This is a genomic window from Oceanobacillus sp. FSL W7-1309, from assembly GCF_038002145.1.
Taxonomy (GTDB): domain Bacteria; phylum Bacillota; class Bacilli; order Bacillales; family Amphibacillaceae; genus Oceanobacillus; species Oceanobacillus profundus.
Genome location: NZ_JBBOBX010000001.1, coordinates 329,468 through 350,291, shown reverse-complemented (window position 1 = coordinate 350,291; position 20,824 = coordinate 329,468). Strand labels below are relative to the sequence as shown.

15 protein-coding genes are annotated in these 20,824 nt (G+C 39.0%); 9 read left to right on the top strand and 6 right to left on the bottom strand.

The genetic code is table 11. From position 1 onward, the window contains the following. Positions 1–6: 6 nt before the first annotated feature. Entirely contained in the window at positions 7–1,131 is a 1,125-nt protein-coding gene (locus NST46_RS01495) for a hypothetical protein (RefSeq protein WP_445321717.1), read from the bottom strand. A gap of 148 nt (positions 1,132–1,279) precedes the next feature. On the opposite strand from NST46_RS01495, the gene NST46_RS01490 reads away from it, so the two are divergent. From NST46_RS01490 to tcuA, 3 genes are all read left to right on the top strand, one after another. Beyond that, on the top strand, positions 1,280–2,146 hold the full coding sequence (locus NST46_RS01490; RefSeq protein ID WP_095313242.1) for a LysR family transcriptional regulator: 867 nt from the start codon (positions 1,280–1,282) through the stop codon (positions 2,144–2,146). 98 nt (positions 2,147–2,244) lie between these two features. Continuing rightward, complete coding sequence (locus NST46_RS01485) at positions 2,245–3,309, top strand: isocitrate/isopropylmalate dehydrogenase family protein (protein WP_341136635.1); 1,065 nt, start codon at positions 2,245–2,247, stop codon at positions 3,307–3,309. A 106-nt stretch (positions 3,310–3,415) separates the two neighbouring features. Further along, positions 3,416–4,930 (top strand): FAD-dependent tricarballylate dehydrogenase TcuA, encoded by a 1,515-nt coding sequence (gene tcuA, locus NST46_RS01480; protein ID WP_341136634.1) that lies wholly within the window; start codon positions 3,416–3,418, stop codon positions 4,928–4,930. 95 nt (positions 4,931–5,025) lie between these two features. Here tcuA and solA read toward each other — a convergent pair whose 3' ends face one another. Continuing rightward, positions 5,026–6,150 (bottom strand): N-methyl-L-tryptophan oxidase, encoded by a 1,125-nt coding sequence (solA, locus tag NST46_RS01475; protein ID WP_341136633.1) that lies wholly within the window; start codon positions 6,148–6,150, stop codon positions 5,026–5,028. A gap of 207 nt (positions 6,151–6,357) precedes the next feature. Between solA and NST46_RS01470 the strand changes: the two genes are divergently transcribed. Together NST46_RS01470 and NST46_RS01465 are read left to right on the top strand one after the other, a co-directional pair. Further along, positions 6,358–7,509, top strand: coding sequence for a M20 family metallopeptidase (locus tag NST46_RS01470; protein ID WP_341136632.1), 1,152 nt, complete (start codon positions 6,358–6,360; stop codon positions 7,507–7,509). A 119-nt stretch (positions 7,510–7,628) separates the two neighbouring features. Then, the gene (locus tag NST46_RS01465) at positions 7,629–9,062 is read left to right on the top strand and encodes a YfcC family protein (RefSeq protein ID WP_341136631.1); all 1,434 of its coding nucleotides are present in this window, start codon (positions 7,629–7,631) and stop codon (positions 9,060–9,062) included. Between the two features lie 131 nt (positions 9,063–9,193). Here NST46_RS01465 and NST46_RS21835 read toward each other — a convergent pair whose 3' ends face one another. After that, entirely contained in the window at positions 9,194–9,325 is a 132-nt protein-coding gene (locus NST46_RS21835) for a sunset domain-containing protein (protein WP_445321729.1), read from the bottom strand. Positions 9,326–10,289: 964 nt separating this feature from the next. After that, positions 10,290–11,540: a formaldehyde dehydrogenase, glutathione-independent gene (fdhA, locus tag NST46_RS01460; RefSeq protein WP_095313229.1), complete on the bottom strand. Its 1,251-nt coding sequence runs from the start codon at positions 11,538–11,540 to the stop codon at positions 10,290–10,292. A gap of 453 nt (positions 11,541–11,993) precedes the next feature. Between fdhA and NST46_RS01455 the strand changes: the two genes are divergently transcribed. The 4 genes from NST46_RS01455 (at position 11,994) to NST46_RS01440 (ending at position 18,308) form a co-directional block, all read left to right on the top strand. Next, on the top strand, positions 11,994–13,271 hold the full coding sequence (locus NST46_RS01455; RefSeq protein WP_303447502.1) for an L-lactate MFS transporter: 1,278 nt from the start codon (positions 11,994–11,996) through the stop codon (positions 13,269–13,271). A 41-nt stretch (positions 13,272–13,312) separates the two neighbouring features. After that, positions 13,313–15,664: an FdhF/YdeP family oxidoreductase gene (locus tag NST46_RS01450; RefSeq protein WP_341136630.1), complete on the top strand. Its 2,352-nt coding sequence runs from the start codon at positions 13,313–13,315 to the stop codon at positions 15,662–15,664. A gap of 10 nt (positions 15,665–15,674) precedes the next feature. Next, positions 15,675–16,481 (top strand): formate dehydrogenase accessory sulfurtransferase FdhD, encoded by an 807-nt coding sequence (gene fdhD / locus NST46_RS01445; protein ID WP_341136629.1) that lies wholly within the window; start codon positions 15,675–15,677, stop codon positions 16,479–16,481. A 294-nt stretch (positions 16,482–16,775) separates the two neighbouring features. Next, on the top strand, positions 16,776–18,308 hold the full coding sequence (locus NST46_RS01440; RefSeq protein ID WP_303447505.1) for an AbgT family transporter: 1,533 nt from the start codon (positions 16,776–16,778) through the stop codon (positions 18,306–18,308). Positions 18,309–18,389: 81 nt separating this feature from the next. On the opposite strand, the gene NST46_RS01435 is transcribed toward NST46_RS01440, so the two are convergent. Together NST46_RS01435 and NST46_RS01430 are read right to left on the bottom strand one after the other, a co-directional pair. Continuing rightward, positions 18,390–19,616 carry a pyridoxal-phosphate-dependent aminotransferase family protein gene (locus NST46_RS01435; RefSeq protein WP_341136628.1) on the bottom strand — a complete coding sequence of 409 codons (1,227 nt, stop codon included), beginning with the start codon at positions 19,614–19,616 and terminating at the stop codon, positions 18,390–18,392. Positions 19,617–20,029: 413 nt separating this feature from the next. Then, complete coding sequence (locus NST46_RS01430; protein WP_118889841.1) at positions 20,030–20,593, bottom strand: MerR family transcriptional regulator; 564 nt, start codon at positions 20,591–20,593, stop codon at positions 20,030–20,032. Between the last annotated feature and the right edge of the window lie 231 nt (positions 20,594–20,824).

Genomic DNA, 20,824 nt, shown 5'->3' with positions numbered 1-20,824 from the left:
TCCCCTCTAAAGCTTTTTAATATCAATGTCAAAATTAGTTCGTAAATACTCGATAATCCATTGCTTGGTTTCTTGCGATATAGAGAAGGATTGTTTAATCTGCGCGTTCAATTCCTCACCTACATACGTGTTATATCCCTCTAAGATTTCTTCAGAATGGGTCGCAAATTCTTCGTCATTAATTAGAGCTTCCATCCCTTTTTTCAGTAAGTCCTGGTAGTTACCTGGCGCGTCATTGTGCACCCAAATTACTTTATTCAATGTATAAGAAGCACCTACCGTTTGTTTGTACGCATCCCATACATCTCCACTTGGCTCCTCTCCATAGATGTCTACGTAGATTTCTTCAATGGTTGGAAGATCAGGGAATTGTGGATCCCGGATGAGATCCCCATTAGCATCAATCTGTCCTAAGCTATACAAAGGTACTGCTCTGTCTTCTTCTACAAGTGCTTCAACACTGTTCTTATAGGCAGTTGTTGTTTGGTAATCGATGTTACTTTCTCCTTGCTCAAATGCAACGCGGGAAGGTCCACGCCCTTCATACCCAAGAACAGCTTTTACATCCATCTTTAGAACTTCGAATGATAGCAGTGTTACTAAATCTAAGCCTGTTGGGGAAATACCGGCATAAAACAATTCGTCTTCTAATGACATTAAATCTTCCATTCCACCCTTGGCCAGTTCTGGTTTTGTGTAAACAACACCACCAGATGGTGCCCCGATTAACGGTGTGAAATTACTCAAATCATAGTCTACAGAAGACTGCTCTAACATAAATGGAACATGGGAAGAAGCGCTTGAAGTAAGAATGTTTAAGCCATTTGGCATACGTGAATTAGCATATTCATTTGTTCCGGTAATGCTTGCTCCCCCAGGGATATTTTCAACTTGAACTCTAGGTTTGCCTTCAAGGTGCTTTGCAAAGTAAGGTGTCATAAACCTGGCGAAAACATCGGTACCGCCACCAGCTTGAAAAGGTACAACAAAGGAAATGGTCTGTCCATGGTAAGAATTGTTACCCCCATTTTCTTGATTACTTCCTGTTGCCTGCAGTGTATTGCAGCCCATAAGAAAAAAACATATGATGAGCGTTAGTGCGATAATAGAACGTATCTTCAAAATATTCATCTCCTTCCGAATTATCTTAGTCAATATAGTAAACGCTTTCAGTGTATAAGTAAAATAATGATATTTTATTTATCTTCATAAAAAAACTTGATAACGAAAGGGGACTTCTTCCATAATGGAATTAACATAAAGCAAATGGAGGGAGAGCATGGATCAAAAAGATTGGATTTTAATGAAAACGCTTTACGAACAAAGGAATATGACACGTACCGCTGCCAAATTATATGTATCACAGCCTTCTCTGAGCTATCGGTTGAAAAACTTAGAAGAGGAATTTGGGGTGCCGTTATTTTTTAAAACGAAACAAGGAATAGGCTTTACTTCAGAAGGTGAATATTTAGTCCAGTATTCCAAAGAAATGTTAAAACAGCTTCAATTGATGAAGGATACAATGAGCAATATGGAGGAAGAGGTATCAGGTATATTACGCATAGGAGTATCTAGTAATTTTGCACAATACTTACTTCCGAAAGTTCTAAAAAACTTCTCTAAAAATTACCCGAATGTACGATTCAATGTAAAAACTGGATGGAGTACACAGGTGATTGATCTTCTGAATAATTCAAGTGTGCATGTAGGGATTTTAAGAAGCGATCGCGGATGGCAAGGGGAAAAGATGTTGTTAAGAAAAGAACCGCTCTATCTCATATCCAAAAAGAAATTGAATATGGACCTGTTGCCGGAGTATCGATTGATTAATTACAGTACGGACAGTTCATTGAAGGATAGCATAACCGCTTGGTGGGCAGATCAATTTTCGGAACCAGCAAATATAGAAATGGAGGTTGATCGGCTAGAGACGTGTAAGGAAATGGTTAAAAATGACTTCGGATTTGCAGTTGTACCGGGTATTTGCCTGAAGAAGGATGATGGTTTGTACCAGCAGGAAATATGTTTCAAAGATGGAAGCCCTGTGACAAGGGAAACGTGGCTGATGTATAATCAATCCTTTGAAAATCTAACCGTAGTGGACCGGTTTGTCAATCATTTGAGAGAATGGAATGGGAAAGATTAGATTTTCTTATCGGAATGATGAGAAAAAAAGTATTAGACACGAATGTAATTTTTGATTAAGGTATAGGCAACTGCTGATGTAAAAGGGGAGAAGAAAGTATGGCATTATATAAGCTTGGGGTACTAGAAGGAGACGGGATTGGACCGGAGATTGTCCAAGCAACAATTAAGCTTGTCGAAGCAATTATGGAAAAGCATGATGTAAAAGTGGAGTGGGTTCCACTTTTAGTTGGCTGGAAAGGCATAGCAGAAACCAATCATCCATTGCCAGAGGAAACGAAAAAAGCGTTGGAGAATTGTCATGCTTGGCTGCTTGGACCGCATGATTCAGCTTCTTATCCTGAAGAATTTAAATCGATCCGTAATCCGAGTGGTGAGCTGCGCCATCACTTTGATTTATATGCGAATATTCGTCCGGCTAAAAGCATTCCAAGTATCAAGGGTGTTGTAGAGGGAGCAGATCTCGTAATCTATCGGGAAAATACAGAAGGATTCTATGTTGATCGCAATATGTACCGTGGTGTCGGAGAATTTCAGATTACAAAGGATGTTGCAATTACAACAGGTGTTTTTTCAAGACAGGCCATTGAACGGATAGCCCATGCAGCCTTTCAAAAAGCTATGCAGCGTAAGAAGAAAGTAACAATCGTGCATAAAGCAAATGTCATTCGGATAGGGTCGGGCATGTTTTTAGATATTTGTAAAGAAATCTCAAGGGAGTATCCAGAGGTCGAGGTTGACGATTACCATGTGGATGCAATGTGTGCACATGTGGTTCGACGAATTCAGGATTTTGATGTTATCGTTACAGAGAATATGTTCGGAGATATACTGTCCGATTTAACGGGAGAGTTGATTGGCAGTTTGGGACTTGCACCTTCGATAAATACAAATCAAGAGATCGCTATGGCACAAGCAGCTCACGGATCAGCACCAGATATTGCTGGAAAAGACCTTGCTAATCCAATTGGGATGATGCTATCTACGGCTCTATTATTCGAATGGATGAGTGAAAGGTTTGGGGACAGCAGGTTAGAGATAGTAGGTAATAAGATTGAAGAAAGCTTGCACCGAACACTATTGGATGGAATTAAAACGAAAGATTTAGGTGGAGATAAAGGTACCCAAGGGTTCACTGCTGAGGTTTTAAATAGGATTCTCTAGTTATAAAATAAATTTATTGAATACGCTAAAAAAACAGTATTTTATTTATGTTAATAACAGCCCTATACTGAGCGTAGAAGATAAATTTAACTAGGGAGGATTAAGCATGAGTAACCAAAACAAAGCTTACGATGTAATTGTTGTGGGAACGGGAAATGCAGCACTTTGCTCAGCAATCGCAGCAAAAGAGAATGGTGCCAATGTACTTATTTTAGAACGTGGACCAAAAGAAAAACGTGGTGGAAATTCTTTTTTCACAGATGGGGCTATTCGTTTTGCCTATCAAAACAAAGGTGAACTAGAGCCCATATTGAATCAACTATCCCCCAAAGACTTTCAAAATACGGTTATGCCAGATTATGATACGGAAGATTACTATAATGATATTATGAATGTGACGGAAGGAAAGAGCGACCCTAACTTAGCGCGACAGCTTGTTGACAAGTCGTACGATACGATTCAGTGGATGAAGAGCCAAGGTGTGCAATTTGAGTTAAACGAGAATCAATCCTTTAACAATAATGGAGTGCAGCAATTTTGGGGAGGTCTCCCAGTAAAAACAAATCGCAAAGGTATCGGGCTTATTGAAGCACTTATTAATAAGGCTGAAGATTTAAGTATAGAAATTCGCTATAATACGAGAGCTATCGGGTTACAGACAACTAACCAAAAGGTAAGCGGTATCATCGTGGTGGAAAATGGTGAGGAAAAGCAAATTCCTGCAAAATCAGTTGTGCTGGCATGTGGAGGCTTTGAAGCAAACAAAGAAAAACGGGCCAAATATTTAGGGGGAGAATGGGAGAAGGCTAAGGTAAGAGGGAGCGAATACAACACAGGTGATGGTTTAGATATGGCGATAGAAGCTGGAGCGCAGCCATATGGAGACTGGTCAGGCTGCCATGCGCATACGACCGATTTTCAAGCTCCACAAGTCGGGGATTATGGTAAACCAGGAGATATTTATAAAAAATCTTCTTATCCACTCGGGCTAATTGTCAATATCAAAGGAGAACGCTTCGTGGATGAGGGAGCAGATTTTCGGAATTATACGTACGCAAAGTATGGAAAAGAAACGCTGCGCCAGCCAGAACAAAAAGCATTTCAATTGTTTGATGAGCAGGTTCGTCCTTTGCTGCGAGCAGAATATAATTTAGAAGAAGCAACGTGTATCAAGGCAAACACAATTGAAGAACTTGCTGATAAAATGAATATTGATAAAGCTAGATTCATAGAAACGATAGTGGAATATAATCAAGCGGTTCAAGAAGGGGAGTATAACCCAGCCATCAAAGATGGAAAGGGAACGAAGGGTATAACGCCATCAAAGAGTAATTGGGCGCTTCCGTTTAATCAGGCACCATTTTATGCTTATCCGGTAACATGTGGAATTACCTTCACATTTGGAGGGATTCATGTTAATGAAAAAGGGGAAGCACTAGATAAAAATCAATCACCGATTCCAGGTTTATTTGCAGCAGGTGAGATGGTAGGTGGCTTATTTTATCATAACTATCCAGGTGGATCTGGATTAATGTCTGGTGCTGTATTTGGCAAGTTAGCGGGAGAGTCTGCAGCGAGTTATGTGCTTGAGCCTGTGGGGGCGACTCATAAAGAAAATTAATAGATACGAGGCACTTTGAAGAAACAAGAATTCCCAGCATTCTATTGCTGGGAATTCTTGTTTAGCTAATAATCGGCTGGAATCTAATTGAAGTATTAAAACCTATCCAACGAAAAATAACCTATATCCAATGAGCTCTTCCCATGAATAACCATCTGGCTTAACAGCTCTCCCACACCACTGCTAAACTTAAATCCATGTCCTGAAAATCCGCAAGCAGTTATGACATTTTGATAGTTTGGAAGTCGATCGATTATGAAGTTTCCATCTGGTGTGTTTGTATAGGTGCATACTTTTCCTTGTTTGTGCTTTAAGTCAGCAGACATATATTGGTGGATAAATTGTGTGACATCTTGCTCGTCTTCCGGATATGTACCAAATGCTTTTAATGTCTCTATTGTTTGGACAGGGTATCCTCCATCATGTCTTCCAATTTTAATGCCAGCCCCCTCAATACTTGGAAAGCCGTAGTAGATTTCATTTGCATTATCATAGGACCAAGCTGGGAATGTATGCGAATGGTATATATCTTTCTTTGCCTCAAACCAGGAGAATGTTTTTCGCACCGGTTGCAATGGCAACTCGTAGCCGAGTAAGGATAAAATCTGGTTTGTTCCCTTTCCAGCTGTTATAATGAGCTGTTGTGCTTCAATATGCTGATCAGCTAGCTCAATTGTTGTAAGATCGTTCGTTACATTCAAATGCTGTACCTGACTATTTGTGTATAGATTCGCACCGTGTTTTATTGCAAGGTCACGGTAGGCAATAATAGCTTCTTCACTCATTAAAACTCCTGAATTTGTTTCGAAGCAACCAATTAGAGAATCTGGCAGATGATAACCGGGCCATCTTTTATTTATCTCTTGGGCGGTTAATATCTCAGCAGATAACTTATATTTTTCAACAGATTGCATGACATTTTGTAGAAAAGTAGATTCCTTAGAACCAATATTTAATACCCCTGTTTGATGAAAAAGCTTTCGATTTGAAGCTTGTTCAAGCTCATACCATAATTCTTGTGAACGTAATGCCAAAGGAACATAGCTATCACCTTCCCCATAAGCATGCCGAATAATTCGAGTTTCGCCATGGTGAGATCCATTAGAATGAGGCGGATTATTGGAATCAATTAAAGCTACTGTTTTGCCATTCTTGGCAAGATAATATCCGGCTGCCATCCCCATAGAACCAGCACCGATTATTGCAACATCGTAGATCATGATTTGCGCTCCTTTAATTTTTATACAATTATTTTAATCGAATATACAAAGTAGCTCAATCCAAATCTACTAAAATTAGTTTGATTGTTAAGGAGTAACATCTTATATAAATAGAAATGAGTATAATTATTCATTTGCTATGCAACATTTTTTAAGATATTATGGTATAATCCATAAACGGAAGTATTTTGAATTGGAGGCAATAGTGTGTCACTCGTGAAAGATTTTGAAAATATAAAAGATAAACTTATTAAAATTAGTAATCAATTGTATGAAAATCCAGAGCTTGGAGATCAAGAATTTGAATCTATGAAGCTACTGGTTGAATATTTACGTTCCCACAATTTCGAAGTGGAAACAGGCATTGTAGATCGTCCGACAGCTTTTCGGGCAGAGTTTTCCAGCGAAAAGCCAGGACCAACAGTTGCGTTTCTAGCAGAATATGACGCGCTGCCTGGAATTGGCCATGGCTGTGGTCATAATTTAATCGCAACGATGGCAGTTGGTGCTGGAGTTGTTCTTAGTAAGCATGTACAAGAAATAGGCGGGAAGGTCGTTGTTCTTGGAACTCCTGCCGAGGAAACAAATGGAGCGAAAGTACCAATGGCTGAGCAAGGAACTTTTGATGATATTGATGTGGCGATGATGGTGCATCCAGCTGACGTTTCTTCTGAAAGTGGACCGATGCTGGCAATGGATGCTCTGCAATTTGATTATACTGGAAAAGCATCCCATGCAGCTGCTTCACCTGAAGAAGGGATTAATGCGCTGGATGCTGTTATTCAATTATTTAATGGAATCAACGCATTACGAGAGCATGTTCCGTCAGATGTACGAATGCATGGCATCATTACGGAAGGGGGACAGGCCGCAAACGTAGTGCCGGAGAAAGCTGTCGCTCAATTTTATATTCGCGCAAATGAGCGCAAGGTTGTAGATGAGGTAGTGCAAAAGGTAAGAAATATTGCAGATGGTGCAGCATTAATGACAGGTGCATCTGTTGCAATATCAAATTATGAATTGAGCTATGACAATATGGTCACAAATAATGTACTATCGGACGTATTTACTAAAAATCTAAAAGCGCACAGTCCGCACCCTGTCCATCCAGCTGTAGCTGCAACTGGTTCGGCCGATATGGGAAATGTAAGTCAAGTGGTACCATCGATCCATCCATTTGTTGGAATGAATAAGCCTGGACTTGTATTCCATACGAAAGAGTTTGCAGATCAAACGATTACGAAAGATGGCGAGACAGCAATTGCTGATGCAGTGCTTTCCTTAGCACAAACTGGTTATGACATTATGACGGATCAAGATTTACTATCCGCCATAAAAACCGAATTTGAAAAACGATAAGTTCAGTTTTTACATGGTTACAGGTAGTGAATTGCCGCTTCTTAGCTGTTTGTAGCGGTTCACTGCCTGTTATTTTTTTATATACAACACGTGAGAATATACAGAAGGAGAGATTTTTAATGCATGACGATACGATTTCTAATGAAGGAAATCTGAAAAGAAAGAAAAGGAAATTTGAATTCCCCCATGTATTCGCATTGTTATTTGGCTTAATCATTATTACCGCTTTATTTACATATATCGTTCCAGCTGGTGAATACGAACGAGAGGTAAATGATGCAGGAAGAACAGTTGTAGTGGACGGAACGTATCAGCAGGTTGAGTCAAATCCGACTAGCCCTTTTGGGATTTTAGAAGCTGTGCATAAGGGGATGGTTAATGGAGCTGAAATCATCTTTTTCATTTTTATTGTTGGTGGAGCTTTTGGGATTCTGAATGCTACAAAAGCAATTGAAACCGGACTCGCGAATGTTTCAGCAAAAATGGCCGGAAAGGAAATTTATCTCATACCGGTTGTTATGTTATTATTCGCACTGGGCGGTGGAACATTCGGGATGTCGGAAGAAACAATTCCATTTATCTTAATATTAGTTCCATTAGCAATCAAGATGGGATTCGATTCGCTTGTCGGAGCGGGAATGGTTATAGTAGGATCCTGTGCAGGCTTTACAGCATCATTTATGAATCCTTTTACGGTTGGTGTGGCTCAGGGAATTGCAGAATTACCGCTGTTTTCCGGGATGGGAATTCGTTTTATTATCTGGCTTATTTTTGTCGCATTTAGTATTGCATTTGTCATGATTTATGCCAAAAAAGTTAAGAAAAACCCGGAAACCAGTTTGATGTATGAGATTGACAAGCGAAGGATTATGGATGATGCTGAACATGACCCTATAATAATGCAGTTAACTCCTAGACATGCGATTATTATTGGTCTGTTATTTTTAACGATTATTGGACTTGCGATTGGGGTAACTTATTTTGATTGGTATATCATGGAAATCGCTTCCTTGTTCCTGCTGATGGGCGTTATCGCAGGTTTTGTTGCTAAGCTAAGGGTGAACCAGATTGCTGAATCCTTTGTAGACGGCTGCCGAGAACTTGTTGTAGGTGCACTAGTAGTCGGAATGGCTTACGGTATCCTGGTCGTACTAGAGGAAAGTAATACAATTGATACGATTTTATATAGTCTATCGGGTGCAATTGGTCAATTGCCAACAACATTTTCTGCGATGGGAATGTATGCAACGCAAAGCTTTTTAAACTTCCTTGTGCCATCAGGTAGCGGGCAAGCTGCATTGACAATGCCTATTATGACTCCATTATCTGATTTAACAGGTGTAAGCAGGCAAACAGCTGTACTGGCATTTCAATTAGGTGACGGGATTTCGAATGCAATTACTCCTACATCTGGTGTTCTAATGGCATCGCTCGCATTGGCAAAAATACCGTGGATAAAGTGGATTAAATGGGTTTGGCCTGTTATAGTGTTATCTTATATTGTTGGGGCGATTATTATTACGATTGTGCATTTGTTTGTTTGGACGATCTAGAGTTTGGTGTGTTAGTGTGAGATATATTTTTTAGAGTGAGTGGAATTTTAGAATTTGCAAAGTGATATAAAAAAAAACAAAGCAGAAAGATTTACTATTTCTGCTTTGTTTTATTTTATAATAAGGATTCATTAGCGCTTAGGGGCTCTATAACCAGCATTTTCGGCGTCGGTAGTTGAGCAAAACCATTGTGCTACATTTTTTGTTTGATTGTAGTATGTACTTCCTGGGACATGATAAATTCCACTGTTACTACCTTTAATATCACAGCTGTCTGTTTCTGATTCCTCTGAGTAGTCATTGGAAGTCGTAGAGCTGCTTGATGCTTGAGCTGAATTAGAGCTAGTACTATTATTATTATTATTATTCTCGCTTGATTTAGCCCCACTAGTACTTTTATTTTGGGTACTAGAGCTGCTCGTAGGACTTGTTTCTTTTTCTTCTAATTTTTTCCTTAATGATGCTTTTTCATCCTTCAGTTGTTCGATATTCTCCGCAAGTAATTCGTTCTCTTCTTCAACAGATTTATAATCTTCCTTTAGCTCTTTCTTTTTCTTTTGTAGAGATTCATAATTCTTTTGTAATTTTTCATGTTCATTTTCTATAGTGGTAATTTCCTCGTTTAGTGCAATTATTGTACTTTCAAGGTCAGCAAATTCATCCTGTAAATTAGAATTACTTTCCTCTAATTCTGAGATATTTGCAGTTAATTTTTCGTTTTTCTCTAATTCTTCATCTAAGTTTTGTTGAACGGTCGCTTCAGAATCACCTATAGTAATGACTATAAATGCTAAAAATGCAAAGATCCCTAAAATTGAGTAAACTACCTTCTTCCATACCTTTTTATCCTTCGATCGAAACCATAAATAACCCCCATCACTGCCAAAAATAAAAGTGCAATCAATGCTTCTATCAACCGAAATCCTCCTTTTGAAATGGATATATAGAACTATATATTTCCCAAAAAAATTACATATAGTGCATTATATGTAATCTTTGTTCTATTAAAATTTAATGTATGACTAAAGCATAAACATATGAAATTAGTTTTTGGTAAATTAGATTGCTAAAAAAATGAAATATTGAGAAACTAAAGACTGCAAAATATTATTTCTTAACTTCAGTATAGCTGTTTATATAAAAAAAGGAAGTAATATCATTACATAGAAATACAAAAAAGACCTAATCCCATCGATTAGGTCTTTCACTTTCCTCTCAACCACTCAATCAACCATTAACTTGTTGCTCAGCAACTCCATAAGATTTCTGCTTAATCATACCATGTGGGTCGATAACGAATTTACGAGATACACCACCGTCAAATGCTTTATAACCATCTGGAGCTTCACCGATGGAAATAACCGTTGCATTAACTGCTTTGGCAATTTGTGCTCTGCCACTTAAAATAGCTTTCATTAAATCACGATTATATCGCATAACTGGAGTTTGTCCAGTTACAAATGTATGTGCCTTTGCAAATCCAAGTCCGAAGCGGATCTTTAATGTTCCTTCTTTTGCATCGTTATCAGCTGCCCCTGGATCCCCAGTTACATATAGTCCTGGAATTCCTAAGCGCCCTCCAGCTCTAGTTACACCCATAATTGAGTTTAATACAGTAGCAGGAGCTTCGCCGGCGTCTTTTCCGTGACCACTCGCTTCAAAGCCTACCGCATCAACTGCACAGTCTACTTCAGGCGTACCAAGAATTTGCTCGATTTGCTCACCGAGATCATCATGCTCACGTAAGTTTACGGTTTCACAGCCGAAGCTTCTTGCTTGTTCGAGTCGTTCTTCATTTAAATCGCCAACGATAACAGCCGAAGCGCCTAATAATTGTGCGGAGTGTGCAGCGGCTAAGCCTACAGGACCTGCACCGGCAACATATACCGTTGATCCGGTTTTGACACCTGCACTAACTGCACCATGATATCCGGTAGGGAAAATATCGGATAGCATCGTTAAATCAAGAATCTTCTCTAATGCTTGATCGCGGTCAGGGAATTTTAATAATTGGAAATCCGCATAAGGGACCATAACATATTCTGATTGACCGCCGACCCAGCCGCCCATATCAACATAGCCATAAGCCGAACCAGGACGATCAGGGTTAACATTCGTACAAATATGTGTATCCTGCTGCTTACAATTTTGACAGCGTCCACAGGCAATGTTAAATGGAACAGATACGATGTCTCCTTTTTGGATAAATTCCACATCACTTCCAACCTCGATAACTTCACCTGTAATTTCATGCCCAAGAACTAAACCGCTTGGAGCCGTAGTACGACCTCTTACCATATGTTGGTCACTACCGCAGATATTAGTGGAAATTACCTTTAAAATGACCCCATGATTACATTTTCTTCCTACGTTTAAAGGATTAACTCCTGGGCCATCACGAAGTATTAGATCAGGATACCCAATATCCCGCACTTCTACTTCTCCAGCTTTAACATATACAACTGCTTTGTTACTCATACTACCACTCCTTATAAAATGATATTAGAGATGCTTGTCTATGAAAGCGCTTGATTCTAATGTTCAATATAACATCAAATCGTATTGGTTTCAACAATAATTGAAATATTTTAATTATTTTATATAGTCTTAAACTATTGTTCGATACAATCACACAGACTAATAGTTTTAGAACAAAAGACTTATTAATGTTGAAGAGTAGAATTTTCAAGTTATTGGGTAAATTAAATAAGAAGTTTCGTACCATATATATTTTCAAGGGCAAGTAATTGACTAAAATTTACTTACATGATAAATTTGGGTTAAAATTTCAAAAAATAAAATATATTAAAAATTAATCATGGCTTTCTATTTAGTTAGCCAGGCTAATAAGGTATATTATGTAAGCCTTTCCATTCAGTTGTTTTATAGTATTGACAACCTTATATCATAATCATATTTAGGAGGATGTGTATGGGAAAAGTTAAAAATCGCTGGTTAATTGCTGCATCTGCAGTAGGGGTTCACATCTCAATTGGCTCTGCCTATGCTTGGAGTGTTTTTACTAACCCTATGGTGGCTCAATATGGATGGGAAACAACGGAAATATCGCTTGCTTTTAGTATTGCTATTTTTATGCTTGGTTTTTCTGCTGCCTTTATGGGAAGGTTTGTGGAAAAGCAAGGACCAAAGAAGTCTGCCATGCTTGCTGCGATATTTTTTAGTGTTGGTGTAGCTGGATCTGGATTAGCAACAGCTTTTGAGTCCTTATTTTTATTGTATGTATTTTATGGTGTAATTGGTGGAATCGGTTTAGGGATTGGTTATATTGCTCCTGTATCAACATTAGTAAAATGGTTTCCTGATCGCCGAGGCCTCGCTACTGGATTAGCAATTATGGGATTTGGTTTTGCAGCACTTTTAAGTGGACCAGCAGCTGCAGCTCTGATTGATATGGTCGGTATTTCCAATACTTTCTATGTGCTTGGTGCAGTTTATTTTATTGTGATGATACTTGCAGCACAATATTTATCTCCACCACCAGAGGGGTGGGCACCAAAGGGATTTAAAGAAAGCGGGCAAAATGGTGCGCGTAAAATTAAAGCGGATCTATCACAGCTGACAGCAAATGAGGCAATTAAAACACGTCGTTTCTGGATGCTTTGGTGCATGCTTTTCTTAAATGTTACTTGTGGAATTGCGGTGATTGCTGTAGCTTCGCCGATGGCACAGGATATAGCTGGGATGACACCGATAGCTGCAGCTGCAATGGTAGGAATAATGGGATTATTTAATGGTGGTGGAAGACTGGGCTGGGCATCATTATCCGATTATATTGGAAGGCCGAATGTATATACGGCTTTTTTTGTCCTCCAAATTATCGCGTTTTTCATGCTGCCCTTCGCGTCGAATGGAATTGTTTTTCAAATCCTTATTTTTACGATATTAACTTGTTATGGTGGAGGGTTTGCATCAATACCAGCTTATATTGGTGATCTCTTTGGAACCAAACAGCTTGGAGCGATTCATGGATATATTTTAACTGCATGGGCGGTTGCTGGGGTAGTTGGTCCAATTCTACTATCCTTAATCTACGACTCTACGAATAGTTATAATTTAACGATGATGATTTTTGGTATCTTATTTATCATCGCATTTGCTATTTCTATCTGGATCCGGGCAGATATTAATCGTTTACGAAATGCACAACAAGCTACAAATCAAAAGCTTGGTGTAGCTGTAACAAAGTAAGCTGAATGTACATTAATAAAAGGAAACTGGAGGGATAAATGTTGGGAGAAACAAAGCACACAGGGCCTATCAAGCTACCGAAAAAGCCTGATCCAGCACTATGGGCAAGTAAGGTTCCGTTCGGTTTAGGAAAAATTAAGCCACATCATATCCGTGATACGATGAAGGTTGTTTGGGAGAATAAAGATAATTTACCATACGCTACGAGAATTCTTACACAAGGTGTATGTGACGGTTGCGCATTGGGTGTCTCTGGACTTTATGATCAAACATTAACAGGTCCGCATGTATGTACAACACGATTAAATGTCCTTCGTTTAAATACGATGTCTGCGATTGAAGAGCGTGTATTAAATATGGATATAGAAGATTTACGAAAAATGAGCAGTACGGAGTTGCGGAAGCTCGGTCGAATTCCTTATCCACTTATTCGTAAGGCAGGAGAGAGAAAGTTTAGTCGTATTTCATGGAATGATGCGCTGGGTAAAATCGCGGACAAAATGAGAGAGCTTGACCCGAAACGTTATGCATTTTATACAACTTCACGAGGGATTACGAATGAAGTTTACTATACGGTTGGCAAGGTTGCACGTTTCTTAGGTACAAATAATATCGACAATGCATCGAGAATCTGTCATTCTCCTTCGAAAACGGCACTAAATCGCTCGATCGGAGTCGGCGCATCTACTTGTAATTATAAGGATTGGATTGGAACGGATGTCCTGATTTTCTGGGGATCTGTTGCCGCTAACAATCAACCAGTTTCAACGAAGTATATGTATGCAGCAAAACGCAAAGGCACGAAAATCATTATTATTAATCCATACCATGAGCCAGCGATGGATAATTATTGGGTACCATCGATTGCAGAGTCCGCATTATTCGGAACAAAAATAGCGGATGATGTGTACCAAGTGAATATTGGTGGTGATATTGCCTTTATGCATGGCATCATGAAGCATTGGTTTGAAATGGAAGAGATGGAGCATGGATCAGCAATCGATCATGATTTCGTTTCCCAGCATGCAAATGGGCTTGAGGAATTACGAGAAAAGGTCACTGCTTATGATTGGGATCAACTTGTCACATCATCAGGTATCCAGAAGCATCGGATGATTGAACTAGCGGAACTGCTTGCGAAATCGAAATCAGCTGTCTTTGTATGGTCAATGGGGCTAACGCAACATCGATTTGGCACAGATAATATCTCCCAAGTTGCAAACCTAGCATTACTTAGAGGGTTTTTAGGAAGAGAACATTGCGGGTTAATGCCAATCCGTGGTCATTCTGGTGTACAAGGATCTGGAGAAATGGGAGCAGACCCGTTCGTACTACCTGGTGGCGGAATGGACAAGGGAAATAGAGAACGAGTAGAAAAGGTTTGGGGATTTGATATTCCAGAGTGGCAAGGAGATATCGTTGGGGTATCGTTAGAAAATGCGGTCTTGCCTGAGGAACATGAACGTAAATTAGATCTTTACTATTTATCTGGTGGTAATTTCTTAGAAACAATGCCAGATCCTGATTTTGTCAAGCGATGTTTGGAAAATATAGATATTCGTGTGCACCAGGATATTATTTTTAATACGTCAACATTTGCTGATGCGAGAGAAGCTGTGATTGTTTTACCTGCGATGACAAGATATGAGCAGCCTGGTGGTGGTACTTCTACCTCTACAGAACGAATGGTATATTATTCACCGGAAATTAAGGGACCACGTATTGAGGAAGCGCGGATGGAATGGGAAATATACGTTGATCTTGCTAAACGGGTAAAACCTGATCAGCAGCATTTAATTGATTTTAATACAGCGGATGAAATACGTGCAGAAATTGCCAAGGCAGCACCAAACTATGAAGGGATTCAGCATTTGAAAAATCGGGGTGATGTGTTTCAGTGGGGAGGGGCATGGCTTTGTGAAGGTGGAGTATGTCCGACACCAGGTGGAAAAGGAAACTTGATAACTGTAGAATTGCCAGAGCTTCGCAAGCCTGAAGGACATTTTTATGTCACAACACGTCGTGGCAAACAGTTTAATTCGATGATCTATGGAGAAAAAGATCCGTTTAATGATGCGGATCGATATGATGTATTAATGAATGAAGCAGATGGGACAGAGATCGGCATAAAAGAAGGCGATGCAATTGTTGTATACAATCAGCACGGAACATTCCATGGCCGTGCAAAATTTGTAGCGGTCAAACGAGGAAATATTGAAGCACATTGGCCAGAAGGAAACATGCTTATTCCAAAGGGTGTTTATGAAGAATTTGCGGGAATTCCAGAATATAATGCAGCCGCAATCGTTGAAAAGGCGGAAACATATTTTGCTCAAAAAGATACAAAATATGTGGAAAAAAGAGTAGAAGAGCTTGAAGTAGATATTAGCTAGGGGGGCTAAGATGACTGATGTGAAAGAGGATGGCTGGGAAATAATCCGATTTAATGGGCATTCCCAGTCCATTTTACATGAAGAGGTTGCAATCGAAGCACCGCTCACGATTAGGATTAATGGAAGTGAATTTGCAACGATTGTATGTTCACCGTCCAATCAAAGTGATCTAGTCATCGGCTTTCTTGCCTCAGAAGGGGTAATTCGGTTTAAGGATGAAATAAGGCGAATCTCAATAGACGAGAAACTCGGCTTTGCTTATGTGGATCTGTATAAACAGATCGATCCTTCTCAAATTGACCACTCGAAACGCTTTATCGGTTCTTGCTGCGGGAAAAGCCGACAGTTTTATTTTAAAAGTGATGTAAAAACGGCCAAAACGATAACGAGTAAGCTATCAATAACAGTCGATCAATGCTTTCAGTTAATGAAAGAACTGCAAACGAATTCGGAGCAATTTATTCGTACAGGCGGTGTCCATAATGCAGCACTTGCTACTTGCGAAGGAATACTTACGATAAGGACCGATATCGGACGCCATAATGCATTGGATAAAATATATGGGCATATTATTCATGAAAAAATAAGAGTGGCAGATAAACTTATCGTTTTTAGTGGTCGGATTTCATCGGAAGTATTGCTGAAAATATCTAAAATAGGTGTTGGCATTCTCCTTTCTAAATCTGCACCGACAGATTTGGGATTGCAGCTAGCAGCTGATCTAGGCATTACGACGATTGGCTTTGCCAGAGGAAATAAAATGAATGTATATACACATCCAGAACGGATAATCAATACAGCAATGAAGGCACCATGAAAAGAGATTGTGAATCAGCACTCCATATAACCTATTTTGCATGTATAATAATAAAATACTGCTATTATTACAATTAGCCCCATGTGTTCTTTGAACACATGGGGCTAATTGTAATTGATATTATAGTTGATCTAAGATTTTAAATAACATATAAATTGGGAAATGATCTATTATTATTACTATTTTTAGAGCGGTTTAAATTAAGTCTATAAGTATGTATAATGGATGTCGTGACTAAATTTGGTTATATTTTTCAGAAAATTATTCATTTAAATTTAATAGGAGGATTACTTTATGGCAAAAGGAAAGAAGGGATTTTTTCAGCGTTTCTTGGATTTTGTTGAAGCATCCGGAAATAAACTTCCGCATCCAGTAACATTATTTGCTATTTTAGCTCTGATTGTATTACTGTTATCAGCTGCCTTCCAACCGTTGGGAATAAGTGTAGAACATCCTGGAGAAGAAGGATCAACTGTTGAAATCAAGAATTTACTAAGTGCGGAAGGCATCCAGTATATATTTTCAAGTTTGACAGATAACTTTATTGGTTTCGCTCCACTAGGTGTTGTTCTCGTAACGATGCTTGGTATCGGTGTTGCCGAACGGACAGGCTTGATAAGTGCATTATTACGTGGATTTGTATTATCCGTACCAAAGCGGTTTATTACACTGGGGTTAGTTTTTGCCGGTATCATGTCAAGTGTAGCCTCTGATGCTGGCTATGTTGTACTGCCACCACTTGGTGCAATGATTTTTGCGGCACTTGGCAGACATCCGCTAGCTGGACTTGCAGCAGCATTTGCTGGTGTTTCAGGTGGATTTAGTGCGAATCTATTATTATCAGGTACGGACGTACTGCTTGGAGAGTTGACGATTGCTGGAGCAGCAATAATTGACCCGGCGTATGCAGAAACCATGAATATTGCAATGAATTGGTTTTTCATCGCAGCATCTGTATTTGTGTTGACGTTTATCGGAGCTTGGGTAACCGAGCGAATTGTTGAACCTCGACTTGGAGCATATAATGGGGATCAGAAGGAAAAACTGGACGGGCTTCAATCGATTGAGAAGAAAGGACTTATCTGGTCTGGTGTTGCGGTGTTTGTCGCTTTAGTACTGGCATTACTGCTTGTGTTGCCGCCAAATGCGCCATTGCGTGGCACAGAAGGAGATTTGATGGCACAAATTATCCAATCACCATTTATGAGTTCATTAGTTCCAATTATCGCGATTCTATTTTTTGTTCCTGGACTTGTTTATGGTATTGTTACGAAATCAATTCGAAACGATAAAGATGTTGCAGCGCAAATGTCCGATACGATGGCTTCCATGGGAATGTTTATTGTACTGGCCTTTACTGCAGGTCAATTTGTTGCATTCTTTAACGAGTCGAATATGGGACTAGTTCTCGGAGTATACGGTGCAGAATTTTTGGATAGTGTTAACCTAACTGGAATACCATTAATTGTTACATTTATTCTCATCACAGCGGTCATAAACATATTTATTGGAAGTGCCACTGCAAAATGGGCAATGATGGCTCCAATCTTTGTGCCAATTATGATGCAGATGGGCTATTCCCCGGAACTGACACAAATGGCATACCGGATTGCAGATTCGTCAACAAACATTATTTCACCGTTAATGACGTACTTTGCAATAATTATTGCATTTGCCCAGAAGTATGATAAGAAAATGGGGATTGGGACATTAGTATCGGTTATGGTACCATACTCTATGTTCTTCTTAATTGGCTGGACAATCATGCTAATTATATGGTTCCTGTTCGGAATTCCGCTTGGACCTGGTGGACCGCTTCACTATTAATGAATATTGAAAAGCATCGCCCTTTGTAGCGATGCTTTTGTTTTATGCAGAAAATTATACTATTTCATCTTCCGCTTATTTTTAGTTGTTATTGTAAACATCCAATGCTGCCTGCAACGCTTTACCAACCTGAATAGGAGCATTGTGACGGATCAATACTGCTTCTAATCCTGCTAATGCAAACAGAACATTTTCTTTCCGGCAGCTATAACCCATTGTGCCAATTCGCCAGATTTTTCCTTGTAGAGGACCAAATGAACTTGCAATTTCAATTGTAAATTCATCAAGCAGCATTTTCCGTACGGATTCACCATCAATTCCTTCTGGTATTGTGACACAGGTAACTACGGGGAGTTTGGAGTCAAAATTCCCAAATATATCTAATCCCATTGCTTCAATACCAGCTATTAGAGCCTGTTCGTGATGCTTGTGACGAGCAAAACGTTCTTCTAATCCTTCTTCAAGTACAATCCGAAGTCCTTCATGAAGAGCATAAATCATAGAAGTTGCTTCTGTATGGTGATTTAAGCGTCTCGGACCCCAGTAATCTTGAAGCATACTGACGTCAAAGTAATTGCTTTTTATAAAAGGATTGCTTCCAAGATTTTGTCTGTCATCTTCTGTTTCAATCCCTTTTTCAACTTTCTTTCTGGCTTGAATTACTTTTTCAATTCTATCATTATACGTAATTGGTGCCATCCCAGACGGAACAGATAAGCATTTTTGTGTACCGCCAACGATACCATCAATAAACCATTCATCTACTTTTACAGGAGTACCCCCGATGGATGCAACAGCATCAACAACAAACAGTATATCTTGTTCTCTGCAAGCTTTACCAATTTCTTCTAAAGGCTGCATTTGACCTGTTGATGTTTCACCATGCACGATTGCTGTAATTTTCGGGTTTACTTTTTTCATTTCTTTGATTACTGCTTCTGGGTCAAAAACTTCTCCCCATTCACATTCCATCGTGTGAACCTCTGCACCGTATCGTTCGCAAATCTCATTTAATAAATAACCAAATCTTCCATATATCGGAATGAAAACTTTATCTCCTGGTTCAATAATACTGCAAAGCAGCGCTTCAGCACCTGATCTTGACGTTCCATCAATCGGGAAAGCCCATTTATTTTTTGTCTGAAAAAGTTCTCGAAGCATGTTCATTACACGATCCATGATTTCAGTAAAAGCTGGATCAAACTGACCTAGTATAGGAGTAGCCATTGCCCGAAGCACACGTGGCTCAGCTTCTACCGGTCCTGGAGTCATAATCGTTCTAGCTGGTGTGTTTAGTTCTGTGTACATAGTTGAATTTCTCCTTTTTATCGATTAATTTATAAAAGATTCAGTTTTTATAAATTTACTGGATATATTAACTAGACTAACTAGTGTGGAATGGAGGATGTAAAATATGAAATGTTAAGCTATTGTTTAAATTAATTAACGATTCTAATATTGTACTAAAAATTTGATGATATATCATTAAGCATTCTGCACTATTTATTATGTTTAATTTTGTGCAAAACGAACAACTTCTATTATTTGATTAAGGGAAAGATATATTTTGATGCCTGTAAAAGAGAAGAATAAAAAAACCATCCATGTGGTGCTTCCTTGGATGGTTTATGTAAAAGTTAGCGGAAGATAGGTTCAAAGGATGTAAGAGAAGATGAATGCAACAGATTGATTAGAGCTGGCTAGTCCAATTAGTGGTTAATTCACCTATTAAATACAATGGAAAAAAAACCTCCACGCTGTTTCTCTTTCTTCTTCTTATCTTGCATATCACGCATCGTTTCTAGCAAGCGAAAGTCTCGGGTTCGAATATTTTCCTCTACATTGTTTTGTCGATCTAGCAGCTCCATTAGTTCGTGATAGTATGTGGTCTGCTGCTGTCGTAACTCCTGCAGTTCTTTCATGATTGCTTTGTTAAGCTGTCGCTGTTCATCCAGTGCAACAGCTAATTGTTTTAACCCTTCGTAAACTTGTGGCTGAAAAGATGGAATGTTTGCAGTTGTATTGTCCGAAGTGGTTGCACTGTTTTCTATTAATGCTTGTTCGATAATGCTAATTGGTTCGTTTGCTTCTTTCAGATGGGCGATTAATTGAAAAAGTGCTAATGCGCTAGCTTCATATCTTGTAGTTCTTCCTTGAGTACCCTGAACAGTCGGAAGGTATGGTTTAAATTGATTTCGCCATTCTTGTACGGTTGTCCGTGGACGGCCGAGTTGTTTTGCAATCTCAGTTAAACTGTAGCTGTGTTGGAAGTTTTCAGTAGCCATATTGCACTCTCCCTTTTGTATTTTGGTCAATAATTGAAGTCGTTAAATAACAGCTTATCTAGTTTGGTTATACTTACGAATTGAGAAAACGAAACTACTGTCAATTAATTGCTGCTAAACAATAACTTCATTTAGAATAGATGTAATCCAGTTTAAATATAGAATCCCCAAGGATACATTGTTTTACAAGAATCTAATATCGCTGAAACTGTTTTATTAGTATTTGTTGCA